General features: G+C 60.7%; 24 protein-coding genes. 18 read left to right on the top strand and 6 right to left on the bottom strand.

Annotated elements, in window-relative coordinates; translation table 11 throughout:
* The 4 genes from fliG to QM647_RS02255 all read left to right on the top strand — a co-directional run bounded on the left by fliG (position 1) and on the right by QM647_RS02255 (position 3,636).
* The gene (fliG, locus tag QM647_RS02270) at positions 1 to 1,032 is read left to right on the top strand and encodes a flagellar motor switch protein FliG (RefSeq protein ID WP_414993845.1); all 1,032 of its coding nucleotides are present in this window, start codon (positions 1 to 3) and stop codon (positions 1,030 to 1,032) included.
* Between the two features lie 258 nt (positions 1,033 to 1,290).
* The gene (locus tag QM647_RS02265) at positions 1,291 to 1,929 is read left to right on the top strand and encodes a flagellar assembly protein FliH (RefSeq protein ID WP_414993844.1); all 639 of its coding nucleotides are present in this window, start codon (positions 1,291 to 1,293) and stop codon (positions 1,927 to 1,929) included.
* A 10-nt stretch (positions 1,930 to 1,939) separates the two neighbouring features.
* Positions 1,940 to 2,269: a flagellar motor switch protein FliN gene (gene fliN, locus QM647_RS02260; RefSeq protein WP_414993843.1), complete on the top strand. Its 330-nt coding sequence runs from the start codon at positions 1,940 to 1,942 to the stop codon at positions 2,267 to 2,269.
* On the top strand, positions 2,266 to 3,636 hold the full coding sequence (locus tag QM647_RS02255) for a sigma-54-dependent transcriptional regulator (protein WP_414993842.1): 1,371 nt from the start codon (positions 2,266 to 2,268) through the stop codon (positions 3,634 to 3,636). The genes fliN and QM647_RS02255 overlap by 4 nt, the downstream gene beginning before the upstream one ends.
* Positions 3,637 to 3,674: 38 nt before the next feature.
* On the opposite strand, the gene QM647_RS02250 is transcribed toward QM647_RS02255, so the two are convergent.
* Positions 3,675 to 4,049 carry a DUF2809 domain-containing protein gene (locus QM647_RS02250; RefSeq protein ID WP_414993841.1) on the bottom strand — a complete coding sequence of 125 codons (375 nt, stop codon included), beginning with the start codon at positions 4,047 to 4,049 and terminating at the stop codon, positions 3,675 to 3,677.
* Positions 4,049 to 5,350, bottom strand: a complete 1,302-nt coding sequence (locus tag QM647_RS02245) for an amidohydrolase family protein (RefSeq protein ID WP_414993840.1) — start codon at positions 5,348 to 5,350, stop codon at positions 4,049 to 4,051. The genes QM647_RS02250 and QM647_RS02245 overlap by 1 nt, the downstream gene beginning before the upstream one ends.
* Positions 5,351 to 5,448: 98 nt before the next feature.
* Here QM647_RS02245 and QM647_RS02240 point away from each other — a divergent pair, with 98 nt between their 5' ends.
* Together QM647_RS02240 and QM647_RS02235 are read left to right on the top strand one after the other, a co-directional pair.
* Positions 5,449 to 5,766 carry a DUF4031 domain-containing protein gene (locus QM647_RS02240; protein ID WP_414993839.1) on the top strand — a complete coding sequence of 106 codons (318 nt, stop codon included), beginning with the start codon at positions 5,449 to 5,451 and terminating at the stop codon, positions 5,764 to 5,766.
* Between the two features lie 32 nt (positions 5,767 to 5,798).
* A complete protein-coding gene (locus tag QM647_RS02235; protein ID WP_414993838.1) occupies positions 5,799 to 6,095 on the top strand; it encodes a DUF1330 domain-containing protein in 297 nt (98 codons plus the stop codon).
* Here QM647_RS02235 and QM647_RS02230 read toward each other — a convergent pair.
* Positions 6,092 to 6,595 (bottom strand): methylated-DNA--[protein]-cysteine S-methyltransferase, encoded by a 504-nt coding sequence (locus QM647_RS02230; RefSeq protein ID WP_414993837.1) that lies wholly within the window; start codon positions 6,593 to 6,595, stop codon positions 6,092 to 6,094. The genes QM647_RS02235 and QM647_RS02230 overlap by 4 nt on opposite strands.
* A gap of 169 nt (positions 6,596 to 6,764) precedes the next feature.
* Between QM647_RS02230 and flhA the strand changes: the two genes are divergently transcribed.
* From flhA to QM647_RS02205, 5 genes are all read left to right on the top strand, one after another.
* Positions 6,765 to 8,852 carry a flagellar biosynthesis protein FlhA gene (gene flhA / locus QM647_RS02225; RefSeq protein ID WP_414993836.1) on the top strand — a complete coding sequence of 696 codons (2,088 nt, stop codon included), beginning with the start codon at positions 6,765 to 6,767 and terminating at the stop codon, positions 8,850 to 8,852.
* A gap of 166 nt (positions 8,853 to 9,018) precedes the next feature.
* Entirely contained in the window at positions 9,019 to 10,053 is a 1,035-nt protein-coding gene (locus tag QM647_RS02220; RefSeq protein ID WP_414993835.1) for an acyltransferase, read from the top strand.
* Positions 10,054 to 10,175: 122 nt separating this feature from the next.
* The gene (locus tag QM647_RS02215) at positions 10,176 to 10,436 is read left to right on the top strand and encodes a hypothetical protein (RefSeq protein ID WP_414993834.1); all 261 of its coding nucleotides are present in this window, start codon (positions 10,176 to 10,178) and stop codon (positions 10,434 to 10,436) included.
* Positions 10,436 to 10,909: a DUF4262 domain-containing protein gene (locus tag QM647_RS02210; RefSeq protein ID WP_414993833.1), complete on the top strand. Its 474-nt coding sequence runs from the start codon at positions 10,436 to 10,438 to the stop codon at positions 10,907 to 10,909. Before QM647_RS02215 ends, QM647_RS02210 begins: the two co-directional genes overlap by 1 nt.
* 149 nt (positions 10,910 to 11,058) lie before the next feature.
* Positions 11,059 to 11,583 (top strand): DUF4282 domain-containing protein, encoded by a 525-nt coding sequence (locus QM647_RS02205; RefSeq protein ID WP_414993832.1) that lies wholly within the window; start codon positions 11,059 to 11,061, stop codon positions 11,581 to 11,583.
* Here the strand turns inward: QM647_RS02205 and QM647_RS02200 are convergent, their stop codons facing one another.
* From QM647_RS02200 to fliI, 3 genes are all read right to left on the bottom strand, one after another.
* Positions 11,584 to 12,639: an endo-1,4-beta-xylanase gene (locus QM647_RS02200; protein ID WP_414993831.1), complete on the bottom strand. Its 1,056-nt coding sequence runs from the start codon at positions 12,637 to 12,639 to the stop codon at positions 11,584 to 11,586.
* 4 nt (positions 12,640 to 12,643) lie between these two features.
* Positions 12,644 to 13,057, bottom strand: coding sequence for a flagellar export protein FliJ (locus tag QM647_RS02195; RefSeq protein ID WP_414993830.1), 414 nt, complete (start codon positions 13,055 to 13,057; stop codon positions 12,644 to 12,646).
* A 107-nt stretch (positions 13,058 to 13,164) separates the two neighbouring features.
* On the bottom strand, positions 13,165 to 14,496 hold the full coding sequence (fliI, locus tag QM647_RS02190) for a flagellar protein export ATPase FliI (RefSeq protein ID WP_414993829.1): 1,332 nt from the start codon (positions 14,494 to 14,496) through the stop codon (positions 13,165 to 13,167).
* Positions 14,497 to 14,646: 150 nt separating this feature from the next.
* Between fliI and QM647_RS02185 the strand changes: the two genes are divergently transcribed.
* The 7 genes from QM647_RS02185 to QM647_RS02155 all read left to right on the top strand — a co-directional run bounded on the left by QM647_RS02185 (position 14,647) and on the right by QM647_RS02155 (position 19,286).
* Positions 14,647 to 15,342 (top strand): alpha/beta fold hydrolase, encoded by a 696-nt coding sequence (locus tag QM647_RS02185; RefSeq protein WP_414993828.1) that lies wholly within the window; start codon positions 14,647 to 14,649, stop codon positions 15,340 to 15,342.
* Positions 15,343 to 15,384: 42 nt separating this feature from the next.
* Positions 15,385 to 16,185, top strand: a complete 801-nt coding sequence (locus QM647_RS02180; protein WP_414993827.1) for a DNA/RNA helicase domain-containing protein — start codon at positions 15,385 to 15,387, stop codon at positions 16,183 to 16,185.
* A gap of 39 nt (positions 16,186 to 16,224) precedes the next feature.
* On the top strand, positions 16,225 to 16,476 hold the full coding sequence (locus tag QM647_RS02175) for a type II toxin-antitoxin system ParD family antitoxin (protein ID WP_414993826.1): 252 nt from the start codon (positions 16,225 to 16,227) through the stop codon (positions 16,474 to 16,476).
* Positions 16,463 to 16,744 (top strand): type II toxin-antitoxin system RelE/ParE family toxin, encoded by a 282-nt coding sequence (locus tag QM647_RS02170; RefSeq protein WP_414993825.1) that lies wholly within the window; start codon positions 16,463 to 16,465, stop codon positions 16,742 to 16,744. Before QM647_RS02175 ends, QM647_RS02170 begins: the two co-directional genes overlap by 14 nt.
* A 63-nt stretch (positions 16,745 to 16,807) precedes the next feature.
* Positions 16,808 to 18,532, top strand: coding sequence for a cytochrome c biogenesis protein DipZ (locus QM647_RS02165; RefSeq protein WP_414993824.1), 1,725 nt, complete (start codon positions 16,808 to 16,810; stop codon positions 18,530 to 18,532).
* A 21-nt stretch (positions 18,533 to 18,553) separates the two neighbouring features.
* Positions 18,554 to 18,895, top strand: coding sequence for a gamma-glutamylcyclotransferase family protein (locus QM647_RS02160; protein WP_414993823.1), 342 nt, complete (start codon positions 18,554 to 18,556; stop codon positions 18,893 to 18,895).
* Positions 18,896 to 18,977: 82 nt separating this feature from the next.
* Positions 18,978 to 19,286, top strand: coding sequence for a hypothetical protein (locus QM647_RS02155; RefSeq protein ID WP_414993822.1), 309 nt, complete (start codon positions 18,978 to 18,980; stop codon positions 19,284 to 19,286).
* Positions 19,287 to 19,559: the final 273 nt, after the last annotated feature.

Below are 19,559 nucleotides of genomic sequence, written 5' to 3'. Positions count from 1 at the left end.
ATGGCCGTCGGCGCGCGCAAGAATATCATCGATGACCCCAAGAAGCTGAGCGGGGTCGAAAAGGCGGCGGTCGTCCTGCTGGCCCTGGGCGAGGAGCATGTCCAGCTCTGGCAGTCGCTGGATGAGGAAGAGATCAAGGAAATCTCTCAGGCCATGTCGTCGCTCGGCACGGTCACGTCGAATGTGGTCGAGGATCTGCTGGTCGAGTTCGTCTCCGGCATGAGCAATTCCGGCACCATCATGGGGTCGTACGAACAGACCCAGCGCCTGCTCGGCAACTTCCTGCCGGCCGACAAGGTCGAGGCCCTGATGGAGGAAATCCGCGGTCCGGCCGGCCGGACCATGTGGGACAAGCTCGGCAACGTCAACGAGGCGGTGCTGGCCAACTACCTGAAGAACGAATATCCGCAGACCGTTGCCGTCGTGCTCTCCAAGATCAAGGCCGACCACGCCGCGCGCGTCCTATCGTCCCTGCCGGAAGACTTCGCGCTCGAATGCGTGCAGCGCATGCTGCGCATGGAGCCGGTGCAGCGCGAAATCCTCGACAAGATCGAGCAGACCCTGCGCATCGAGTTCATGTCGAACCTGGCGCGCACGAGCAAGCGCGACTCGCACGAACTGATGGCCGAGATTTTCAACAATTTCGATCGCCAGACCGAGAGCCGTTTCGTGGCGGCCCTGGAAGAACGCAACCGCGAATCCGCCGAACGCATCCGGGCCCTGATGTTCGTCTTCGAGGACCTCTCCAAGCTCGATCCGGGCGGGGTGCAGACCCTGCTGCGCGCGGTCGAGAAGGACCAGCTGGGTCTGGCGCTCAAGGGCGCTTCGGACTCCCTGCGCGACATGTTCATGTCCAACATGTCGGAACGCGCCGCCAAGATCATGCGCGACGACATGGAATCGATGGGGCCGGTGCGCCTCAAGGACGTCGACGCCGCGCAGATGGCGATGGTGCAGGTGGCCAAGGATCTGGCCGCCAAGGGCGAAATCATGCTGGCCGGTCAGGGAGGCGATGATGAGCTTATTTACTAAGGTGGGCTGCGCCGAAACCCTTTCGCCCTCCCCATTCATGGGGAGGGGGGACCGCGTAGCGGTGGGCGGGGCGAACTATGGAATAGCCCCTTCCGTCATTCGCTGCGCGAATGCCACCTTCCCCATGAATGGGGCAGGCGAAGATTTTGCCTGTCTTCGGAGCGGCCGCATGACCCAGCCCGTGCACAAGAAGTTCGAGTTTGGCGCCGCGCTCAAGCAGCGAAGCGGTAGCGCAACTAAAATAAAGGTGCCGTCGCAATGACCCAGCCCGTGCACAAGAAGTTCGAGTTCGGCACCGTCTTCGGGGCGGGCGGGCGTATCGTTTCCGCGCCGCCGCCGCGCGAGAAGAAGTTCTACACGCCTGAAGAGGTCGAGGAGATCCGCAAGTCTGCTCAGGCCGCCGGTGAAAGCTCGGCGATGGCCCGTGCCCAGATGGCGCAGGCGGCCGCCCTGCAAGCACTTGCCGATGCCGCCCAGGCCGGGCTTTCCGGTCTGAACGACGCCATTTTCGCCCACAAGCAGGCGGCCGTCCGCCTGGCCCTGGTCTGCGCGCAGAAGATCGGCGCCGAGGCCCTGGAACGCTTCCCCGAAGCGCCGCTCACCGCCGCGCTGGACGCGCTCAACCAGGAGATCGAGCCCGCCACCCGTCTGGTGCTCTCGGTCAGCAATCCGTCCGATGAGCTGAAGGCCGCCGCCGAGGAAGCCGCCATGCTGGCCGGCTTCGCCGGCGCGGTGCAGTTCCGTGAACATCCGACCCTGCCCAAGGGCGGCTTCGAGGTGATGTGGAGTGACGGTCGCGCCGAATACAATCCGCAATCTGTTTTCGAGGCCCTCGAAAACACCCTGAATGAAGCCCTCGAAGCCGAGGCATATCACCAATCCCGCACCCACGAGTAAGGAGTAAGTCATGGCCGATCTGGGTCTGGAAGATTTTGAGGACAGCGGCATCCCCGGACCGGGGCCGGATGACGAAGGCGACAAGTCCGCCGTCGACCTGGCGCCGGTCTTCGATGTACCGGTCAATATCTCGGCCGTGCTGGGTAAGAGCTATATGTCCGTGTCCCAGCTTCTGCGGCTGGGCCAGGGCAGCGTGCTGGAACTCGACCGCAAGGTCGGGGAAGCGATCGATATTTATGTGAATAACCGCCTGGTCGCCCGTGGCGAAGTGGTGGTGGTCGATGATCGTCTTGGGGTGACCATGACGGAAATCATCAAGAGCGAGGATTCGGGTCAATGAGACTGTTAGTTGTAGGAAAACTGAGCGGCCAGCTCTCCGCCGCCGTCAAGATGGCCATGGAAACCGGCGCCAAGGTGGCCCATGTTGAGACGCCGACCCAGGCCACTGCCGCCCTGCTGAAAGGCCAGGGCGCGGACCTCCTGATGGTCGATTACGAGCTCGATATCAAGACGCTGATCGAGGCCAATGAGCGCGAGCACATCTTCGTCACGGTTGTCGCCTGCGGCGTCAATCCCGATCCGCGCAAGGCGGCTTACGCCATCAGCCAGGGCGCCAAGGAATTCATTCCCTTGCCGCCGGATGCCGAGTTGATCGCGGCCGTGCTGTCGGCCGTATCGGACGATTCCCGCCCATTGGTAACGGTCGATCCCTCGATGCAGGCCGTGCTCAAGCTGGCCGATCAGGTGGCGGCCTCGGACGCCTCGATCCTGATCACTGGCGAAAGCGGCGTCGGTAAGGAAGTGATGGCGCGCTACCTGCACGAAAAATCGCGCCGCGCCCAGAAGCCGTTTATCTCGGTCAACTGCGCCGCCATCCCCGATAACCTGCTGGAATCGGAACTGTTCGGCCATGAGAAGGGCGCTTTCACCGGCGCCATGGCCCGCCGTATCGGCAAGTTCGAAGAGGCCGACGGCGGCACGCTGCTGCTTGACGAAATCTCGGAAATGGATGCCCGTCTGCAAGCCAAGCTGCTGCGCGCCCTGCAGGAACGCGTGATCGATCGCGTCGGCGGCGCCAAGCCGGTGCCGGTCAATATCCGCGTGCTGGCCACCTCCAACCGCAACCTGGCCCAGGCGGTGAAGGAAGGCAGCTTCCGCGAAGACCTGCTCTACCGCCTGAACGTCATCAACCTGGCCCTTCCTCCATTGAGAGAACGCCCGGCCGATATCCTGGCGCTCTCGGAACACTTCGCCAAGAAGTACTCGGAAGCCAATGCCATTCCGCTGAAGCCGATCTCGCTGGAGGCCAAGCGCCGCCTGCAGGCTCATCCGTGGCCGGGCAATGTGCGCGAGCTGGAAAACGCCATGCACCGCGCCGTTCTGCTCTCGGCCGGCGCGGAAATCGACGCCGAAGCCATCCGCCTGCCGGACGGCCAGCCGCTCAATCCGGTGGCGCCGATCGGCATGGATTACGTCAACCGTGCCGCCGAGGCCGCGCAAAGCGCCGCGCGTTCGTTCGTGGGTTCCACCGTGGCCGAGGTCGAGCAGAAGCTGATCCTCGATACCCTGTCGCACTGCCTGGGCAACCGGACTCATGCGGCCAATATCCTCGGCATCTCGATCCGCACCCTGCGCAACAAGCTGAACGAATATACGGCGGCGGGGATCAGCGTCCCGGCCCCGCAAAGCGGCGCGAGCGCGGCGTAAACTCTCTCCTCCTCCCTGTGCAGCGGGGGAAGAGAAAGTTAGCTCAACTTTTCTTTCCGCAAGCTCTCCACGATCAGAGTCGCGAAGGCGCCTGCCGCATAACAACCGAGATCCGTCGCATCGAAATAGCCGCCGAGAATAAAGCCGGCGATGCGGTTGCCGCGTAGTCCCAGCTTATCGATCAGGTGAAACAACTGGCCGAATTCGATGGCGAAGGCGATGGCCAGGGCGATCAATACCGCCGGCAGAACGCGCAGAGGCGTTACCGCGCGCAGGCCCAGATACAGCAGGATGACCGCCAGACTGTCGCCGATATAGGGCCGGATCACCGCGTCATGCATATAGAGCGCGATGGCGATTTCCGTGACGAAGACAAGAGCGGCCGCCAGTGCGTAGGGCAGACGAAAGCGCACTAATCCCCCACGACCGGCGCGCCATCTTTACGATACACAACCCCGCCCTTCATGACGAAATCGACCTGTTCGAACTGTGCCGGATCGGCCAGCGGATCGCCTCTGGTGGCCACGATATCGGCATAGCGGCCGGGCTGGACCGCGCCGATATCTGAGGTGCCGATCAGATCGGCCGCATTGCGCGTGGCGGCGAAAAGAGCGTCGGCCGGCTTCATGCCGCCGCCGATCATCAGGCCGAATTCCATGGCGTGATCGCCTTCGCCGAGATCGGTGCCATAGGCGATCTTGACGCCCGATTTCACCGCCTTCGGGAAGTTCTGCTTCGGCAGCAGGTCATTGGCCAGTTCCTTTTCCGCCGTACCTGGCGTCAGCAGTTCCGGATAATCGTGCGCCACACGGTAAAAGACCTCATAGACGGTCAGGGTCGGCACCAGATAGGTGCCGTGTGCCTTCATCTTGGCGAAGGTCTGATCGGTGGCGAAGGACCCGTGCTCGACCGAATCCACACCGGCATCAACGGCGGCCTCTATGGCGCCGGCCGGATAGATATGCGCCGCTACCTTCATGCCCAGGCTGTGCGCGGTGGTCACGACCGTGCGCATTTCATCGTCGGTCATCAGCTGCTGGCGCGGATCGTCCCCGGTGGAGGCGATGCCGCCCGACGGCATGATCTTGATCAGGTCGGCGCCGCGCCGCTTGTGTTCGCGCACACGAATACGCGCCTGATCGACCGTATCGACAATGCCGTTGTCCCAGCCGGGATGGCTCAGCGCCGGATCGAGGCCGCTGCGGCCGTCGCCATGGCCGGCCGTCGGGCCCAGCGGCTCCAGCGCCACCCACAGGCGCGGGCCGGAAATCTTGCCGCCGTCGATGGCGTTGCGCACCGCCACGGTGTCATCGCCGCCGCCGACATCGCGTGCGCTGGTAAAACCCTGCTGCAGCATCTGGCGGCTGTAGAGCGCGCCATCGAAGGCGCGGTCGATATCGGAATGGGTGAAAGCGTATTCGGTGGCGTTGGTGCGGCTGGGCAGGTTGGCGGCGATATGGACGTGGCAGTCGATAAAGCCGGGCATGACGGTCTGCGTCGTCATGTCGATCACCTCGGCGCCTGCGGGCGTCACATAGCCCGGCTGGATGGCGGTGATGCGGTCATCGTGGATCAGGATCGACACCTGCTTTTGCGGCATGGCCGAGACGCCATCGAGCAGGGCGCCCGCATGGATCACGATATCTTTCGCCTGAGCGCCCCCGGCCAATACAGCCATAAAGGCGAGCATCGTCGCACCGTATTTCATTTTCATGATTTATCCCCTTGTCATGCAGGGGCTGAGCCTATGCGGTCGCCTTTGAACTGACAAGTCATCTGGCAATAAATCGAGATGCGCCTATCTTGGCAGGCATGACCGTTTATATCGACGACATGTACCGTTACGCCATCGGCCGTTTTCGCGGCATGGAAATGTCGCACATGATCGCCGATAGCGAAGCCGAACTCCACGCCATGGCGCTCAGGATCGGTATGAAACGCGAATGGTATCAGGGCGATCATTACGATGTGCCCCTGCCGCGCCGCGATCAGGCCCTGACGCTCGGCGCGGTGGCGGTCACCTGGCGGCAGTGCGGGGCCATGCGCCGTCGGCGCGAAATCGAGGGCCGCTGCGGTATACCGGAAGAGGCCGCGCGCTGGTATGCCAACTGGCGGCGCCAGAAAACGTAATTCAGGCAAACATCAACTGAAAGAGAGCCCAAATGACCGCCTATGTCATCATGATCCGCGAACGCATCACCAATCCGGAAGAAATGGCCATCTATGCCGGGCTGGCGCCCAAGGCGCGCGGCGATAACCCGCCGCGTCCACTGGCCTTTTACGGCGACAAGGCTGCGCTGGAAGGCGAAGAGGCCGACGGCATCGTCATCCTTGAATTCGACGATATGGCGCACGCCCGCAACTGGCACGGTTCGCCCGCCTATCAGGAGGCCATGAAGCATCGCCAGCTGGGCGCCGATTATCGCGTCCTGCTGGTCGATGGCGTCAAGCCGGCTTAAAACAATGACGGCTGGAAGTGGTTATGGCCTTCCAGTGATAGCAGGTAGGCCTTGGCTTCCAGTCCGCCGGCGAAGCCCGTCAGGGTGCCATTGCCGCCGATAACGCGATGGCAGGGCGCGATGATCGAGATCGGGTTCTTGCCATTGGCGGCGCCGACCGCGCGCGAGGCCGAAGGGTTGCCCAGTTGCGCCGCCAGCTGCCCATAGGTCCGAGTCTCGCCGAAGGGGATTTGGAGCAGCGCCTGCCAGACGGCTTTCTGGAAATCCGTGCCCCGGAAATCGAGCGGCAGGGAAAACTCACGGCGTTTACCGGCGAAATAATCGCTCAACTGGTCGACTGTCTGCCGCAGGACCGGATGCGTCGCGTCCTCCACCCTCTCGTCCAGGCGCACGCGCAGAGGATCGTCATCTTCCCACAGGATGGCCCTCAGTCCGCTGTCCCCGGCCACAAGTGTGAGTTGGCCAACAGGTGAAGGAAATGTCGTGTAGAAACAGGTCATAGGAGAGTACGTCACTCGCGACAGAAGAGAAGAAATCCATACACCCTGGGCTCGATTTAAGCCATCCGTTAACGCCGCGATTAACCATTTGTTCACCGCGAGCAGGGTAATTTTTGCCTAGTTCCGTCTTGCCGCACCGGTGAGGCGTCTTTGTGTTTTGAGGACCTCCTTGGCCAACGCTGCGCCTATTCCTTTCAAGCCTTCGGAAATCGGTGGCTGGCTGAAGCGCGGCGAGGTCATCATGGCCGTCGGCGTGATCTCGATCATCGTGATCCTGATCGTGCCCATGCCGAGCTTCGTGCTCGATATCCTGCTGTCGCTCTCCATCACCTCGGCCATCCTGATCCTGATGACCGGCCTCTTCATCAAGAAGCCGCTGGAATTCAGCTCGTTCCCGACCGTGCTGCTGGTGACGACCCTATTCCGTCTGGCGCTGAACATCACCTCGATGCGTATCATCCTGACTCATGGCCAGGATGGCGAGGAGGCGGCGGGTAACGTCATCCACGCCTTCGGCATGCTGATGACCCAGGGCAATTTCATCATCGGGGCGATCCTCTTCGCTATCCTGGTGCTGGTGAACTTTGTGGTCATCACCAAGGGTTCCGGCCGTATCGCCGAAGTGGCGGCGCGCTTCACCCTCGATTCGATGCCCGGCAAGCAGATGGCCATCGACGCCGACCTGTCCTCCGGCCTGATCGATCAGGAAGAGGCCAAGATCCGCCGTAAGGAAGTGGAACAGGAATCGGGCTTCTTCGGCGCCATGGACGGTGCCTCGAAGTTCGTGCGCGGCGATGCCGTGGCCGGTATCGTCATCACCGTGGTCAATATCGTCGGCGGTATCCTGATCGGCATCTTCCAGCACCAGATGGATGCCGCCGAGGCCGCCAAGACCTACATGCTGCTGACCATCGGCGACGGCCTGGTCACCCAGATTCCCGCCCTGATCATCTCGATCGCCGCCGGCTTCCTGGTCTCGAAGGCGGGCGTCGACGGTTCGGCCGACAAGGCCCTGGTCACGCAGCTGGCGCGCAATCCTGTGGCGCTCGGCGTCGTCTCGGCCGCATCCGGTGTCATCGGCCTGATCCCCGGCATGCCGATCATCTTCTTCGGCGCCATCTCGCTGGCCACCGGGGCGCTGGCGTGGCGGATCGGCCGCCAGCCGCCGCCGCCTTCCAAGGCGCAGCTCGATGCCGCGGCGGCGGCCGCCAAGCCGCCGGAAGAGGAGCCGATCTCGGCGGCCCTGGCCATTGATGACGTCAAGATCGAGCTGGGCCTCGGCCTGCTCGGCCTGATCAACGATCTGGATGGCCGCAAGCTGACCGACCAGATCAGGGCCCTGCGCCGCACCCTGGCGCAGGAGTACGGCTTCATCATGCCGAGCGTGCGCATCCTCGATAATATGCGCCTGGCCTCACAGGGCTATTGCGTGCGTATCAAGGAGATGGAATCCGGTTCTGGCGAGGTGCGCATCGGCTCGCTTATGGCCATGGACCCCTCGGGCCGTCAGGTTGAACTGCCCGGTGAGCATATGAAGGAGCCGGCGTTCGGGCTTCCTGCGACCTGGATCGACAATGCCCTGCGCGAGGAAGCGACCTTCCTGGGCTACACCATCGTCGATCCGGCGACCGTCATCACGACCCATCTGACGGAAATCCTGAAGGACAACATGTCCGACCTGCTCAGCTATTCGGAACTCTCCAAGCTGCTACGCGACCTGCCTTCGGACGAGAAGAAGCTGGTGGACGACCTCATTCCGCAGGTGGTTTCGACCGCCACCCTGCAGCGCGTGCTGCAGGCCCTGCTCAAGGAACGCGTCTCGATCCGCGACCTGCCGGCCATCCTCGAATCCCTGGGCGAAGCGGCCACACACACCAAGTCGATCACCCAGATGGTCGAGCATGTGCGTTCGCGCCTGGCCCGCCAGCTCTGCTGGGCCTACCGCGCGGAAGACGGTTCGCTGCCGATCGTCACCCTGTCGGCGGACTGGGAAAACGCCTTCTCGTCCTCATTGGTGGGGCAGGGCGAGGACCGCCAGCTGACCATGGCGCCTTCCTCCCTGCAGGAATTCATCCGCGGCGTACGCGATACCTTCGAGCGCGTGTCGATGAATGGCGATGTCGCGGTGTTGCTGACCTCGCCGAATATCCGGCCGTTCGTGCGCTCGATCATCGAACGCTTCCGCGCCAACACGGTAGTTATGAGCCAGAACGAAATTCATCCGAAGGTTAAGCTCAAAACGGTCGGGCAGGTATGATCGTCTTTTAAACGGCGACAGGCAGGTTTTGTCGGTAAAATTTTACACGGACTCTTTACGGCAAAAATTTTCAGTTGGCTAAATGCCAGATTTTTTTTGCTTATTATCTGAAATATGTTTTCATAAACGACGGGGTTCATCACAAAAATAACCGCTTTTTATAGACATGTCTGCCGTTTCAAATTCTGCGAGCGTTCACAGACTCGTCGCCATTGATGCCATGCGCTTCATAGCCATGCTGGCTATCGTCATCATTCATGCCTTGCCATCAGACTCTCCGGCGCCCGACTGGCGTTCGCTGCTGGTACATGCCTGCCGTTTTGCCGTGCCTTGTTTTTTCCTTGCCAGTGGCTTCTTCTTTGCGAGTAAAATCAGCGACATAAAGGCCATCAAGAGGCAAACGGTGCGCCTGCTGTCAATCTATGTGCTGGCGCTTATAGCCTATATTGCCATCACGCCGCTGACCTGGTTTCAGTGGCCGGATCTTCACAATCCCCTGCGTGTCGTTCTGTTTATCATTGGTGGTCCGGCTTTCCATCTCTGGTTTTTGCCCACGCTCGTTCTGGTACAGTGGATTTTGTACCTGCTCCGTCCTTACGGGTTCGGCGTCATTTTCGCGATTGGCGCTGTCGCCTATATTTTCGGACTGATCATTGCGCCTTACCACTATCTTGCGCACCTGCCGGATTTACAGTTGATAGACAAGACCTGGCAGACTATCTCGCGCCCGTTTTCGGCACTTCTTTTTGTTTCAATCGGTGTATGGCTTGCCGAAAGGAAACCGTCGATCAAGCTGGCTACGGCGGTCCTTATGACAATTGGCGGACTTGGTTTGCAAATGGCGGAAAGCATGTGGCTTTATCAGTCCGGCTTTGGCACCTTCAATTCTGTCGACTTCAGTATTGGCACGCTCTTTTATGGTGTCGGGATATTTTGTTTAGCGACCCTGTATCGGGGACCGATGATTCCGCAGTCGGCGAGTTGGGGGCGCCTGACGCTTTACATGTATGTCAGTCACATGTTTTTCCTCTACATCCTACATCCTGCATTTCTGTCTCATGCTCCGCTGCCCTCGCTCACGCTCTGCCTGCTGACTTCGGTCTTCTCCTTGCTTGGGGCATGGATATTTTCGCGTGTTAAAATGTCGAAATTTTTTTCGGGACACGTACACCGGAAACTGCGTGCCACTCCGGTGGAGTGAGATGGGCAGACTCTGTTTGAAGCTCAGTGTGGTTGGACAGGTGTAATCACCTCACGCACAAAGGCCCTCGCTTTGCTCAGCCCGTTTTTGCGTGGCAGGTTTTGAAGTCTAAGGTGCGGGCGATGCAAATGGACCAGGCAAAACTGGATGGTATAAAGCCAAAGCGCGCGTGGTTCGGTCGTGTCCGGGGCCGCGTTTATCCATGGAGCCTGATGGGCTGGTTATGGACAGCGCTTTTCTTCATGCTGTTCACAGTGCTCATTGTGCACATCAAGACACCTGAACGTGTATCCGCACCCCATGCCGATCGATGGTATCTGGCAATGGCGCTTCTGGTAATTATATTCCTGATCATCGCTTACAAGAAGTCTGAAAAGCCCTGATGCCCAACGCCTTTGACCGTCACGAACCCGATCTGCCACCCGGCGCACGCGATGTGCTGGCCACCATCCGCCTGCATGGCTGGTCCTATGCGCCGGACGATCATCACGCCTATACCACCGGCCTCGGTTACAGCCTGAAGGCGCCGGAAATCGTGGTGTGCAGCCAGGCGCCGCATGTAGCGCGCGATCTGCTGGCTGAAGCCTATCGGCAAATCTCGGACGGGGTGAAGCTGAGATATGGCAAGCCCTATGACGGCTTTTTCGATGACTGCGCGGTCTGGTTCCAGCCGATCGAGCGGCGCTGGTACGATCGTTATCTCGGCTGGAGCGTCTGGTTCCACGGCGATTACAATTTCAAGGCCCTGCAGATGGTGGTGCCGGATTCTGCCGGTCTCCTGCCCTGGCAGCCGGGCTTCGATCCGGCCGAGACGCAGCCCGATCTTTCGGGCGGCAAGTGGGCGGCGAGAGGGTAGCGCACTGGCAATGAGAAGGCTCATTCCAGTGGCAGCGTGCGAAGCGCCACGCGGCGCCTGAGCTGAAAGCGAAGCTTGACAAGGCGGGGCCATTCGCCGTTTAACGGGAGTACGGAAGACAAACTCGTCTTTGCGGGGAATTCGGCATAATGCAGCCTACCATCAGACAGGTTTTCGGCACCACGCGCCCCAGGGATATCTGGCTCAACCTGTTCACTTTCGACCAGTTCCTGACCCGGCCGATCATCCACATCGTCTACTGGTGCGGACTGGGCCTGCTGTTCATCTTCGCGCTCGGCTGGGCGGGCATCATGGTCGGCACCGGCATCAAGGACGCCTCGATCATGGGCTGGCTTTTGTCGTTCGGCCTGATGGTGGTTGGGTTCCTGGGTTTCCTGATCGCCGTACTGGCCTGGCGGTCAATCTGTGAGGTGTATATGGCGGTGATGAATATTGCCGAAGACCTGCGTTACCTGCGCCAGTTCCAGGAAAAACTGACCGCGACCAGTTTCGCGCCGCCATCGCAGGCCGCCTTTGCCGCCGATCGTCCGGCGGAACCGGCCGCTGCCGCGGAAGCCGCCGTGGCCGAACCGGGAAAGTCCGCCACCGGGTCAAAGGACAACATACTGGAAGATCCGTTCTTCCGTCCGCGTTTCGAGCGCAAGGATCTCTGACTACTTTTCCGCGCTGACAAAGGCCTGCGCGAGCGGCTTGGGGCGGCCCTGGCTGTCGAACAGCACCGGCTCGTCCGGGATCAGGCTCTTGCCGCCCTGCGCCGTATTCAGCCAGGAATCCGAGTCCCTCAAGGCCCACATCGTCAGACCGTAACGCTGGCGTTGCGGCACCTCATGACAGGCTTCCAGCAGCTCGTTCAGCGCCCGCACCTGATTGAGGCGCGGCTGGACCACATTGACCGGATGCGCCTCACGCAGCGAAATATCGACCTCCGACACATGCACCATCAGGCCCAGTGAGGCGATATCGCGGATCGCCGCCTTGATCAGGCCGGGGGCGATGCCGGAATCGATATGGGTCTGGGTGCCGATGCCGGAGAGCGGTGCGCCCTCCTTCAGCAGTTTTTCGCACAGTTTCAGGAAGGTAGCCCGCTTGGCTGGCGTCAGTTCGAGATTGTAATCATTGATGAACAGGATGGCGGCCGGATCGGCCTGATGCGCCGCCTCCAGCGCCAGGCCGATATAGTCATCGCCCAAAACCTCGCGCCACAAACAGGGGCGCAGACCCCGGCCATCGTTCCAGACGGGCTCATTGACCACGTCCCAGCCCCTGATAAAGCCCCTGTAGCGGCCCATCACCGACTGGATATAGCCGGCATAGGCGGTCAGGAAGGCGTCCGGTTTTGTTTTCAGCTTCTGGAAATAGTCGCCGTCCTGAGCATACCAGATCAGGGTGTGGCCGTGCAGGCTCATGCCATTCTGCCGGGCGAAGGCGGCCAAAGCGTCGGCGCGGTCGAAGCGCAGGCTGCCATCGGGCTGCAGCATGTATTCCATCTTCATTTCCCACTCCGGCGTCAGGCGTGAGAAATGGGTGGCGGCCAGTTTCGACCAGGCAGGGTCCTTGAGTTTTGAAAAAGTCGCGGCGACGCCCAGCGGGTAGGGCGTGACTGATTTCAATGGCGGGATGTCACCATAACTCTGTGCGCCAGCCATGCGGCTGAGGGCGATTGCGGTCGCGCCGGCGGCAAGCCCGCCCAGGAGACCGCGCCTATACATGAGATCAGGCCTGGCGGCTCATGCGCAGCGAGACTTCATCGAGCATGGCGTTTTCGATACGCTTGTCATTGGCCACGCGCTTGAGATGGGTCATTTCGGCGACGTGCTCAAACTTCTTCAGGTCTTCGAAGGCCAGGCCCAGCGAATCGCGGACACCGTCTTCTTCCTGGACGATCAGGTCAAGCTCGCTGACGGCGTTATCGCGGCGGACCTGGAAACCGCGGCGGTAGGCGGTCAGGCTGTGCGATAACATCGGATCTTCGGCGGCGCGCACGCATTCCAACTCGAATTCGGCATCGAGCGTGGCCAGCTTCATTTCGGCATGGGTGCGGCGGGTAACGACTTCCGCCAGGCGTTTCTGCAGGGTCTCGACCTCGAAAGTGGACAAACGAATTAATGATTTGGCCCACTTCGTCATAACGAACTCCTACATTTTTTCAGCTCAAGCGCCGCATGGCTCGTCGCATCGGCGACGGTGACCGGTCGGCCCTGCCGAAAGCGCGGCTTCCGGAGAATCGGGTAAAATTAACCCTTGCCTAGAATATCGGCCAAAAGGGTAAAGGACTCGTCAAGAGGTGTGTATTCTTCCTTACCCTGGCGCAAAAATTGTTCGATATCCGGGTTAAGGATAATAGCGCGGTCGACGTCCGGATCGGCGCCGGAACGATAGGCCCCGATGCGGATCAGTTCTTCCATATTGGTGTAGGCCGAAAGCACCTTGCGCGCCTGGCGGACGACCTCGCGCTCCGGGATGGTCTGGCAGTCCGGCATGGTCCGGCTGATCGATTTCAGTACGTCGATGGCAGGGAAGCGGCCGCGTTCGGCAATGCCCCGGCTCATGACGATGTGGCCGTCGAGAATGCCGCGCACGGCGTCGGCGATCGGTTCGTTGTGATCGTCGCCATCGACCAGCACGGTGAAGAGCCCGGTGATCGGGCCGGTCTGGGTGCCGTCTTCCAGGATCGGACCGGGGCCGGCGCGTTCCAGCAGCTTGGGCAGCTCGGCGAAGCAGGTGGGCGTGTAGCCCTTGGTCGTCGGCGGCTCGCCGGTGGCCAGGCCGATCTCGCGCTGGGCCATGGCGAAGCGGGTGACAGAGTCCATCAGGCACAGCACTTCCAGTCCCTGGTCGCGCAGGAACTCGGAAAGCGCCAGAGTCATATAGGCGGCCTGGCGGCGCTTCAGGGCGGGTTCATCCGAGGTGGCGACCACGACAATGGCGCGCTTCAAACCCTCAGGTCCAAGCGTTTCTTCAATGAATTCGCGGACTTCACGGCCGCGTTCGCCGATCAGCCCCACCACGACGGCGTCGCAGGTGGCTTCGCGCGCCAGCATGGAGAGCAGGACCGACTTGCCGACGCCGGAGCCGGCGAAGACGCCGAGGCGCTGCCCCCGGCAGCAGGTGGTGAAGACATCCATGGCGCGCACGCCGAGGTTCAGGCGTTCGCCGACCTTCTGGCGCGTATGGGCGGAAGGCGGCGAGGCCTTGAGCAGGTAGCCTTCCGGGCCTTGCGGCAGGGGGCCGAGGCCATCGATCGACTCGCCGAAACTGTCGACGATGCGGCCGAGCCAAGCAGTAGTCGGGTGAACCTTGGCGCCTTCGGAAGAGATACGAATTTCGGCGCCGGGGGTAATGCCTTCGACCGGGCCGAAAGGCATCATCAGGGCGCGGTCTTCACGGAAACCGACCACCTCGACCGGCAGGGGCTTGTCATGGCGCCGGATGATTTCGCAGCGCGCGCCGACCTGCATGTAGGAGAGGCCACCGCGCGCTTCGATCAGCAATCCGTTGACCACCGCCACGCGCCCGAAAACGCGCATGGGCTCGATATTCTTTACCGCTTCGACCATATCCTGCATGCGGCTCAGTATGGTAAATCAGAGCTTAAGAAAGGTTAACGGTCTCCTCTTTCCTATACCTCCCTGCTATGCCGGGGACGGGGACCATTGAGCGAAGCGAAGATGGGGGGGTATCTTGCTTTCTTCCCACGCGCTCATCATGATCAGTGGATGACTCCCATTCTCCTCGTCCCCGGTTTGCTGTGTACGGCCGAAATCTTCGCGCCGCAGATATCCGCACTCTGGCCCTATGGACCGGTGACGGTGGCTTCGACACTCGAAGGCAACACTATCTCCGAAATCGCCATCCATATCCTGGCCCATGCGCCGCCGCGTTTTGCCCTGGCCGGTATTTCGATGGGTGGCTATATCTGCTTCGAAATCCTGCGGCAGGCGCCGGAACGCGTGATCAAACTGGCCCTGCTCGATACCACGGCCCGACCGGATACGCCGGAACAGACGGCCCAACGCCGGGCCTTGATCGCGCTCAGCCGCAAGGCCAGTTTCAAGACGATATTATCGCAGATTCTGGTCACGCTGGTGCATCCATCGCACAGGCGAAATGCGCATCTGCGCGATGTTCAGGTTCGCATGGGGCTGGTGGTTGGCGTCGATGGCATGGCGCGCCAGCAGGAGGCCATTATCGCACGCGCCGATTCTCGTTCGGACCTGGCAGGCATCACGGTGCCGACCCTGGTGCTGGTGGGTGACAAGGACCCGCTGACACCGCCGGATCGCGCCGAGGAAATGGCGGCAGCCATCCCCAATGCGCGCCTGGTTATCGTGCCGGAATGCGGGCACCTCTCGACCCTTGAGCAGCCCGAAGCGGTCAATCGCGCGCTGATTGAGTGGTTGATGGCAACTTGACCCTGGGGCGTGTACCTGGTCTAAACGGGCCAGGGGGAAGAAATGCGCGCCTACTATGCCGCTGAGCGAGCAAAATTTTACAGCGACAGCCCGGAACATATCCTTGGCGAACTGACGCGCGGTCATCACTTCACGCTCGATATCGAACAAAAGGGCGCCTGGCTTCAGCAGATCGCTATCCTGCGTGGCGCGCTGAAGGACACGTCGGATTTTACCCTCTATTTCGAGTTCGCCATTCTGCGCATGGGCAAGCGTGCCGATGCGGTGGTGGTGATCGGCGACTGTATCTTTGTTATCGAATTCAAGGTTGGCAGCGAAGGCTTCGATCGCCATGCCATCGAGCAGGTGGAAGATTATGCCCTCGATCTGAAGAACTTCCACGAAGGCAGTCACAGGCTGTCGATCGTGCCAATACTGGTGGCCACAAAAGCGGTGGCCTCGCGTGATGTGCAACTCGAACTGGCGCTCGATCCGGCCAACTGGTTCCTCAATGACCGCAGCGATGTACGCTCGTCTTACTATCTGGAGGAGGTGGCCAGCGAGTTCGATGTGCAGGGGCTGGAACTGGATTTCACCGGTGTCTGCTGGGATGCCGACTGGCGCTATATCGATGGCGGCTGGCAGGCCTGGAGTTTCAAGGGCACGCGCTGGCAAAAGGTCAATGACGACTTCCGCCGGCTGTATCTGAAAAATGCCTACCGCGTGCTGCTCACCCGTGCGCGCCAGGGCATGGTAATCTTTGTGCCCGAAGGCGATGACGCCGACCTGACGCGGCCAAAGCGCTTTTACGATGAGACCTATGCCTTTCTGGAAAGCTGCGGATTGAAGACTTTTGAAATATGATCTAATATTATCTAATCATATTTGGTGACGAGACCGGCCATGCCCGCGATGAGTGTTTCCCTGTCCGACAAGATGCGCGGCTTTATCAAGTCGCGCGTTGAGTCCGGCGACTATCATAATGAGAGCGAATATATCCGCGACCTGGTGCGCCGTGATCAGGAGCGACTCAACAATGAGGATGCGCTAATTGCGGAGCTGGATGCGGCCATGGCCAGTGGTATGAGCAACCAAACAATTCCCGATATAATGCGCGAAGTCAAAACGCGGCTAAAGGCCGATGGCCGTTTATAAGCTCTCGGTTCCGGCTCGAAACAGACTCGCGGATATATACGAATATACCTTGCTGAATTTCGGCGAGCGGCAGGCCGACACATATCTGGCCGACTTGCACGAGGCGTTTAATCGTCTGGCGCATTCACCTTTGATGGGCCGCAAAGTACGCGCCTATCGCCGCCACGATCACGGACAATACGCCATCTTCTATCTGCCGCTTGATAGCGGTATTGCCATTGCGCAGATATTTCATCACAGCGAAAATATTGATGCAAAGCTTGGCTAAGCACCTTGTAACCCAATTGCTTCCGCAGCCGTATAAACGAATATCCGCAACAAGGGCGCGTCCATGATCCTCTTTATACTGGCCTATCTCGGCGGGGCGCTGACCATTGTCAGTCCGTGCATCCTGCCGGTCCTGCCGTTTGTGTTTGCCCGCGCCGATCAGCCTTTTGTCAAAAGCGGTTTGCCCCTGTTGCTGGGCCTGACTCTTACCTTCGCCGGCGTGGCGACCCTGGCGGCGATCGGTGGCGGATGGGCGGTGCAGGCCTCCGGTATCGGCCGGATCGTGGCGCTGGTTATCCTGGCCGGGTTCGGCCTGCTTCTGCTGTTTCCCGCACTGGCTGATCGCGCCACGCGGCCGCTGGTGGCGCTGGGCGCACGTCTGACTGAGACAACCAGCGGTCAATCCGGTTTTGCCACTTCCCTGCTGCTCGGCATCGCCACCGGTCTGCTATGGGCGCCGTGTGCCGGGCCAATCCTTGGCCTTGTCCTGACCGGTGCGGCGCTGAATGGCGCCAGTGTCTCGACCACCTTCCTGCTGCTCGCCTATGCCCTGGGCGCGGCCACCTCGCTGGCGCTCGCCCTGCTGGTCGGCGGCAAGGTATTTACCGCCATGAAGGGCTCGCTGAAGCTGGGCGAAACCGTGCGCAAAGCCCTCGGTGTCGCCGTTCTGCTGGGTGTGGCGGCGATTGCATCGGGTCTGGATACCGGCCTGCTGTCGAAGATATCCCTCGCCGGCACCTCACGCATCGAGCAGGCCCTGCTCGATAAGTTCTCGGCACAGAAACCGATGGCCAGGGCCGTGGGGCTGCCTGAAGGGCCTTTGCCGGTGCTCGGTCAGATGCCCGAGCTGGATGGCGCCGGCCTGTGGCTCAATTCAAAGCCGCTGACCCGCGAAAGCCTGAAGGGCAAGGTGGTCGTGGTCGATTTCTGGACCTATTCCTGCATCAACTGCCTGCGTACTCTGCCTTATGTGAAGGCCTGGGACGCCAAGTACCGCGATCAGGGGCTGGTGGTCATCGGCATTCATACGCCGGAATTCGCCTTCGAGAAGGACGAGCGCAACGTCCGCAAGGCGCTGAAAGATCTCGGCATCACCTATCCGGTGGCCACCGATAACGACTTCAAGGTGTGGAAGGCCTTCAACAACCAGTACTGGCCGCAGCATTATTTTATAGATGCGAAAGGGCAGATCCGCCACATACATCATGGCGAAGGCGGCTATGCCGAGTCCGAACAGGTGATCCAGCGCCTGCTGGCCGAAGCGCACGGCCAGGTTTTTATGGGCCAGCCCTATGTGCCGAGCATTTCCACGGTTAGCGGTTCAGGCGTCGAGGCGGCGGCCGGCGGCGATGTCAAGACGCCGGAAACCTATGTCGGCTATCGGCGGGCGGCGCAGTTCACCTCACCGGGCGGCTTCGTCAAGGACGCGCCCCATGAGTATGCGCGCGGAACAGCCAACCTGAATGACTGGAGCCTTTCTGGCGACTGGACGGTCGGCGGCCAGATGGCGGTGGTCAATAAGCCCAATGCCGGCATCACCTATCGCTTCCATGCCCGTGATCTGCACCTGGTGCTGGGGGCAGGGGACAAGCCGGTGCGCTTCCGCGTCACCATAGATGGTCATGCGCCGGGCAAGGATCATGGCGCCGATACCGATGCCAATGGCATGGGGGTGATCACTGATCACCGCCTCTATCAGCTGATCCGTCAGGAAAAGGCCGCCGATCGCACCTTCCAGATCGAATTTCTCGATTCCGGTGCCCAGGCCTATGCCTTTACCTTCGGCTGAGGCGTGACTATAGAAAAGCGCATGACCGACACCGTCCTGCTCTTTTCCTACGGCACCTTGCAAACCAAAGCGGTGCAGATCGCCAATTTCGGCCGCGAACTGACCGGCCATGCCGATGCCATTCCCGGTTATGCGGTAACGATGGTGGCGATCAGCGATCCGGAGGTGGTGCGGCTGAGCGGCGAGAGCCATCACCCTATCGTGGCGCCCAGCGATAATCCCGCGGATGAGGTGGCCGGCATGGTCTTCGAGATCACGCCGCAGGAACTGGCGGCGGCCGATGAATATGAGGTTTCGGACTATAAACGCATCTCCGTCCGCTTGCGCTCCGGCGTCGATGCCTGGGTCTATGTCAGGGCCTGAGGCGCTCCCGATTAGTTGATCGGATATGCCTGAATAGCTGTGTTATATTGGCTGTCCGGGGTGGGGGTACAGGAGTGTTGTCATGTTCTTTATGAAAGATGCGGCGCAGCAGGCTCTCGATATCAATATCGGCCGGGTGCTGGAGATGTTCCGATCCGGTGTTCTGGATCGCAGCCAGGCGTGCGAGGCCCTGACGCGTTTCTTCGAGGGCGCTTCCCATCACGACGCGGCCGATCTCAATGCCCATCTCATGCGGATCGTCGAGCGGGTCGATATCGGCACGCTGGAGCCCAAGGAAGCCCGGCACAAGCTGGTGAAAGCGGCGCTGGCGTCTGAAAAGAACGATCTGCGCTATGTCGATATTCTGCACCACATGGTCGAAGAGGCCTGATCAGGATTTCATAAGGGCCGAAACTTATGGCGCGTTTGCATTTGGAGATGCTGACGTGGGCAGGAAGCGGTGTGTGTGTTGCGTTCTGCGCTATGGCCAAAACGGCCTTCCGGCCCTTCGCATGGCTCCGGGCGTTCATCGGGAAAATCGAGACATTTAGTCTCGATTTTATAAGTTCCCGCTTCAGCGGGAACTTCCCTCTTCACTGTGTGATTCAAATGACTCACCAGAGGAAAATGCCGGTAAAAATCCTGTGCATAAAGAGAATCGTTG

Source organism: Asticcacaulis sp. (genome assembly GCF_047605585.1).
Taxonomy (GTDB): domain Bacteria; phylum Pseudomonadota; class Alphaproteobacteria; order Caulobacterales; family Caulobacteraceae; genus Asticcacaulis.
Note: the sequence above shows the minus strand (reverse complement) of the source record. Positions and strands in the feature narration are given on the sequence as shown.

Coding starts and splice junctions, on each gene's coding strand:
- QM647_RS02215 (WP_414993834.1), top strand. CDS start 10,176: ATGCAAATGGACCAGGCAAAACTGGATGGTATAAAGCCAAAGCGCGCG.
- QM647_RS02185 (WP_414993828.1), top strand. CDS start 14,647: ATGACTCCCATTCTCCTCGTCCCCGGTTTGCTGTGTACGGCCGAAATC.
- QM647_RS02155 (WP_414993822.1), top strand. CDS start 18,978: ATGTTCTTTATGAAAGATGCGGCGCAGCAGGCTCTCGATATCAATATC.
- QM647_RS02195 (WP_414993830.1), bottom strand. CDS start 13,057: ATGACGAAGTGGGCCAAATCATTAATTCGTTTGTCCACTTTCGAGGTC.
- QM647_RS02200 (WP_414993831.1), bottom strand. CDS start 12,639: ATGTATAGGCGCGGTCTCCTGGGCGGGCTTGCCGCCGGCGCGACCGCA.
- QM647_RS02205 (WP_414993832.1), top strand. CDS start 11,059: ATGCAGCCTACCATCAGACAGGTTTTCGGCACCACGCGCCCCAGGGAT.
- QM647_RS02240 (WP_414993839.1), top strand. CDS start 5,449: ATGACCGTTTATATCGACGACATGTACCGTTACGCCATCGGCCGTTTT.
- QM647_RS02235 (WP_414993838.1), top strand. CDS start 5,799: ATGACCGCCTATGTCATCATGATCCGCGAACGCATCACCAATCCGGAA.
- QM647_RS02160 (WP_414993823.1), top strand. CDS start 18,554: ATGACCGACACCGTCCTGCTCTTTTCCTACGGCACCTTGCAAACCAAA.
- QM647_RS02245 (WP_414993840.1), bottom strand. CDS start 5,350: ATGAAAATGAAATACGGTGCGACGATGCTCGCCTTTATGGCTGTATTG.
- fliN (WP_414993843.1), top strand. CDS start 1,940: ATGGCCGATCTGGGTCTGGAAGATTTTGAGGACAGCGGCATCCCCGGA.
- QM647_RS02170 (WP_414993825.1), top strand. CDS start 16,463: ATGGCCGTTTATAAGCTCTCGGTTCCGGCTCGAAACAGACTCGCGGAT.
- QM647_RS02255 (WP_414993842.1), top strand. CDS start 2,266: ATGAGACTGTTAGTTGTAGGAAAACTGAGCGGCCAGCTCTCCGCCGCC.
- QM647_RS02210 (WP_414993833.1), top strand. CDS start 10,436: ATGCCCAACGCCTTTGACCGTCACGAACCCGATCTGCCACCCGGCGCA.
- fliG (WP_414993845.1), top strand. CDS start 1: ATGGCCGTCGGCGCGCGCAAGAATATCATCGATGACCCCAAGAAGCTG.
- QM647_RS02180 (WP_414993827.1), top strand. CDS start 15,385: ATGCGCGCCTACTATGCCGCTGAGCGAGCAAAATTTTACAGCGACAGC.
- QM647_RS02165 (WP_414993824.1), top strand. CDS start 16,808: ATGATCCTCTTTATACTGGCCTATCTCGGCGGGGCGCTGACCATTGTC.
- QM647_RS02220 (WP_414993835.1), top strand. CDS start 9,019: ATGTCTGCCGTTTCAAATTCTGCGAGCGTTCACAGACTCGTCGCCATT.
- QM647_RS02175 (WP_414993826.1), top strand. CDS start 16,225: ATGCCCGCGATGAGTGTTTCCCTGTCCGACAAGATGCGCGGCTTTATC.
- QM647_RS02230 (WP_414993837.1), bottom strand. CDS start 6,595: ATGACCTGTTTCTACACGACATTTCCTTCACCTGTTGGCCAACTCACA.
- fliI (WP_414993829.1), bottom strand. CDS start 14,496: ATGCAGGATATGGTCGAAGCGGTAAAGAATATCGAGCCCATGCGCGTT.
- QM647_RS02265 (WP_414993844.1), top strand. CDS start 1,291: ATGACCCAGCCCGTGCACAAGAAGTTCGAGTTCGGCACCGTCTTCGGG.